General features: G+C 66.8%; 3 protein-coding genes. All 3 read right to left on the bottom strand.

Going from position 1 to position 4,190, the window contains the following annotated elements; genetic code table 11:
- Nucleotides 1–361: 361 nt before the first annotated feature.
- The 3 genes from ACWEN3_RS42605 to ACWEN3_RS42595 all read right to left on the bottom strand — a co-directional run bounded on the left by ACWEN3_RS42605 (nt 362) and on the right by ACWEN3_RS42595 (nt 3,464).
- Nucleotides 362–868 carry a hypothetical protein gene (locus ACWEN3_RS42605; protein WP_452982960.1) on the bottom strand — a complete coding sequence of 169 codons (507 nt, stop codon included), beginning with the start codon at nt 866–868 and terminating at the stop codon, nt 362–364.
- A 411-nt stretch (nt 869–1,279) separates the two neighbouring features.
- A complete protein-coding gene (locus ACWEN3_RS42600; protein WP_452982957.1) occupies nt 1,280–2,695 on the bottom strand; it encodes a DUF4041 domain-containing protein in 1,416 nt (471 codons plus the stop codon).
- A 334-nt stretch (nt 2,696–3,029) separates the two neighbouring features.
- Nucleotides 3,030–3,464: a hypothetical protein gene (locus ACWEN3_RS42595; RefSeq protein ID WP_452982954.1), complete on the bottom strand. Its 435-nt coding sequence runs from the start codon at nt 3,462–3,464 to the stop codon at nt 3,030–3,032.
- Nucleotides 3,465–4,190: the final 726 nt, after the last annotated feature.

The following is a 4,190-nucleotide window of genomic DNA, read 5'->3' as shown; positions in this document are numbered from 1 at the left end:
GGTTCTCATCGACGGCAGGGAATCACACAGAAGCGGAGGTGCCACAGGTCAAGCCCTTCGCCACGGATGGCCATGACTGTGCAGCCCGTTGTACGAGCACGTCACCGGCCGACCCCGGAAGGCGGGTGGGAGACAACAGCCCTTGCCAACAGGCCAGTCGGCCGCTGGCTTCGGCCCAAAAGGGAGCGTGACCAGGGTTTCCCTGCCCCTAGCCACGCTGCCCATCGGACAGTTCCTAGGGCCTGCGGGTCAGCTGCCCCGGCCGGCGTTTGCAGCCCCGCCACGACCTTCACCGGGAAGCGTGGCGGGCGAAGTGCCGGCGCCAGCCAAGGTAGAACTGATCGCGCCGACCGTCGATCGGTCAGCCGAGGTGGAGGGTGCTCAGTGCGGTGGTCCAGTCGGTGACGATCGCCTGCTGCGCCTGCGCCAGGGTGATCTTCCCGGAACAGACGGCGGTATGCAGCTTCGTCTCCACCGGATCCTTCTTGTTGTTCACCCCGGCACCGCTCTTGTGGCCGGGGTCCGCGGGCTCCACCCACAGGTTGCGCGGATCGTTGGGGTCACCGCCCAGCTGCAGACTGATCAGATGGTCGTACTCGGCATCCCCCATACGGCCGGTGAACCCGTACGAGGCGGCGTTCAGCCGCTTCTCCTTGCCCGTCACGTAGGCAGAGGGGCGCACGCCGGAGGTATAGCCACCCTTGCGGCAGACCGTCGACTTCAGATTCGCCTGCGTCACCGCCGGAGAGATCGCGCCGGGAGTGCACGTGTGGTCCTCCAGCGGCTCACCGTGCTCGTAGCGGTAGTGGCAACTGCCCGCGGCCGGCTGCTGCTGCACCGTGTACGACTTCTGCGGACCCGCACCCACCGCGATCGACCGCGACCCTCCCGGCGCACCCACCCCAGACCCTCCCGTCGCCGGGGCGCTGGATGACGAGGGGTCCGAGGAGCCCAGCGGCCCCAACGAGCAGCCTGCCAGTAGAAGGCAAGCAAGCAGGGCTGGCGGCACGGCACGACTGTGGATGGAACGCATGACGACCCCTCGCGGGCAGGCGGTAGCTGAGCAGATGCTGCCCTACCAGCCATGCCGTACACCGGCCGGGGTCCTCCCCGGGGAGCACGAAGGCGATTCGGCGGCGACGCGTGCAAAGGTAACCGCGGTCGCAGGCCTACGCAGCAGGCCTTGCTGCCGGTCGAGGGGGGCGGGCTGGCGGGCGCGCATAGTGTCTGCAACCGCACCCCGCAGCCGGCGCCTGGCTGCGGGACGCATGAAGAGACATCAGCTTGCCTGGCTGGCCCTCCATTCCAAGGCCTGGGGCTCTTCGGTGAACTCAACGAGGTGCTGTCCGGCGTACGTTTGCAAGGCTTCGCGTACCTGAGCCGGGGTGACGCGGAAGAATTCCTTGCGTGCATTGACGCGGTTGACCCGGTGTTCCGCGAACTCCTGGTGGAGCTGTGACTCCAGGCCGACGGCGTCTTTGCTGAAGATCAGGGCGTGGACGTCGAAGCGGAACGGCACGGCGGCGCCGCTGAGTTCGTAGACACGTTCCAGTGGTTCGAGGCGTCGTGTCATGCCGATCTTGACCATGCGCTCACCGAAGGCGCCGACGTTGGAGATCACGTACACGTATCCGGCTCGGATGTTTGCGGCGCGTGCTTCGACGGAGCCGAGGGCTTCTTCGATCTCCGCCAGCTTCGCTTCCATCTCTGCTACCGCGTCGGCGTCTCCGCGCTCCCGGAGCCGTTCCAGAGCGGCCTGGTAGTGGCGCTGCTCCTTCTGGAGCTTCTCCCGCTCGCGGTCCAACTCTCTTTGAGCGGCAGCCTCTTCCCTTTCGCGGGCCCGGATCTCCCGCTGGGCCTCCTTCTCCTCTTCCTTCTTCTGCAGGAAGTCCGCCGTCAGCTGGAGCTCACGCACTCGGGCGTCGTGGTACGCGTCGGAGATGCGGATGTTCATGGTTGCGCCGAGTTTGGCGATGGTCTCTCTGCTCTTGTAAAGACGGTCGACGAGCGATGCGAGGCGGTGGGGTTTCATTGTGCGCACCGCGTAGTCCGCCTCGGCGTTGTACGCCCTGAGCATGAGCTTGGAGAAGTCCCGAACCATCTTGCGTCCTGCGCGCGCAGACCCGTTGACCGTCCAGTCCTGTGCGGCGAGCACCGCCCGGTCGGTGCGGGCGAGATCCTTGATCTCACCTCGCAGCGAGTCCAGACGCGTGCGGTAGGCGATGGCGTCCTCCAGTTGGTGGCGGTAGGCGTAGATCCCGACCTGCTGGAGCATCACCGTTTCATCGGTGGTCACCACCTGCGCTTGCAGCTCGGCCAGTCGGCTGCTGGCCTGATAGGTCTCCTTGCGGACCCTCTCTGCCTCCTTGCGGGCCTGGGCGGCCTCCTTCGTGGCTGCCTTGGCCTCCTCTTTTTGCTGCTTCATCTCGTCACGGACCTGCCGACGGATCTGGTCGGCCTCTGCATCGGCGGCCGCGCGTACAGCCACTGTCTCTTCACGTGCCTGGCGCAAGGCGTCGAGTACCTGGACGGCGTCCATGCCCTGGGTGCTGGTGATCCATCCGCGCAGCTGAGCGATTTCCTCGGAGTCGTCGCGCCGTCGCCTGCTGAACAGGCCGCCACGGCGCGCGGGAGGAATGGGTGCCTCCGCGGTGGGGGCACTCGCTGCGGGGGCGAATGCGTCGGTCGGCTGCACTGGTGTCGCAGTCGTACCGAGTTGGTCCGTCGCCTTTGTAGTGGAACCGGTGACGCCGGCGTCACTGGCCTCGCGCAGGGGTTCTGGGACCCACAAGTGCCATCCTTCCGGAAGCGGCGGCCAGGAAGGGTCCGGGCGCCATCCGAGCGGTGGCGTCCACCCGGCAGGCGGAGTCGGCCAGCCTGGCGGCGGATTGAACCTGTAAAGCAACGTGCCCCCCAACTCGGCCTGTCCCCACAGGCCGACGACGAGTCGACATCCCCGCATTGATTTAGCTGTCCGGGCCAGGGTCAAACCCTCATTGATCGCTGCGGCCTGACCCGGAGGAAGGAGACTATTTCGGCAGGACCTGGCCCTGATCCGTCACGTAGTAGGTGTTCTTGCACTCCATGAGCGCAGACTCGGAGACGTCGTAGGGGCCGCCAGCCTGCTGAGTGCAAAACTTGTTCAGGATCTGGAACTTCTGCGCTGCCGTCACACCGACAGGCTGGTTGTTCTGCGACTGGTCATCCAACTGCCCCTGTATCCAGGGATCCGGGGAAGAGGTTCCCGAGCCCCCATCGGAACCCAGCACCGCGCCGCCCAGGAAGAACGAAGCGGCAGCAACACCGACAACGCCGCCCCACAGGGCCAACGGCCGCTTCCACCAAGGCGTCTCCATCCTCGACAGGATGGCCTTGTACTCCGGGCGTGTCTCGTACTCGTTCCGCCAGCCGTCCGGAGCCTGTTCCACGGCAACCCCCTCCAGCCCGACTGGCACCTTGATCATGCACGGAAAGCCGGGTGGCACAGAGTATGCACCATACATACATGGTTTCTACATGCACGGCCGGGTCGTGATCTACCCGTGAGCTTGGGCCGACGACCGCCGGACAGCACCTCCGGTGAATCCCTGACGGCCAGCTCAGACCGCGTTTGAGATCTTCCGTGTCCTGGGATCTGGGCGATCGTTGGGCCTGATGTGACTGGTGGGGGCTATCCGCCTGATCTGACGAACGATCAGTGGGCTCCATGGCCGAGCCGGCGTGGAGGGACAGCGGGGCTGGGCGGCCGCGGGCACTGCCCGTCGGCGGGGCGTTCTGCCGCCGGCTCGGTTGGTGGGTACGCCAGGAACACCAGAGCGCGACCATGACCGGACAGCTGCGGGTGCTGGGCAAGGAGAAGAAGGCGCCCGGCTCGGAGGATGTGGCGGGCAGCAGTGCCCGCCGAACAGCGGACGCTGATCACCCGGGCGATCGAGAGCGCCGACGGGTAGCTGCTCCAACTGCGCGGGGTGCGGACCGGACCGACCGCCGGCGTCGCCCAGCAGCTCCTGCGCAGCCTCCGCTACAGCGCAGCGCCTCCCGTTCGAGAACGCCTGGGGCTGCGGCTGCCGTGGCATCCGGTGCGGCCGTTCTCGCCGTGGGTATGCCCAGCTTGTCCAGGCGTTGCCGCCAGTGACCAGGACTGCTTGCCGTTCTCCGCTGACTGCACTCGGGGGTTCGTCGGTGGCGGT

The sequence above is a fragment of the Streptomyces sp. NPDC004561 genome (assembly GCF_053602155.1).
The sequence above is the reverse complement of the archived record's forward strand: the minus strand, read 5'-3'. Positions and strand labels throughout refer to the sequence as shown.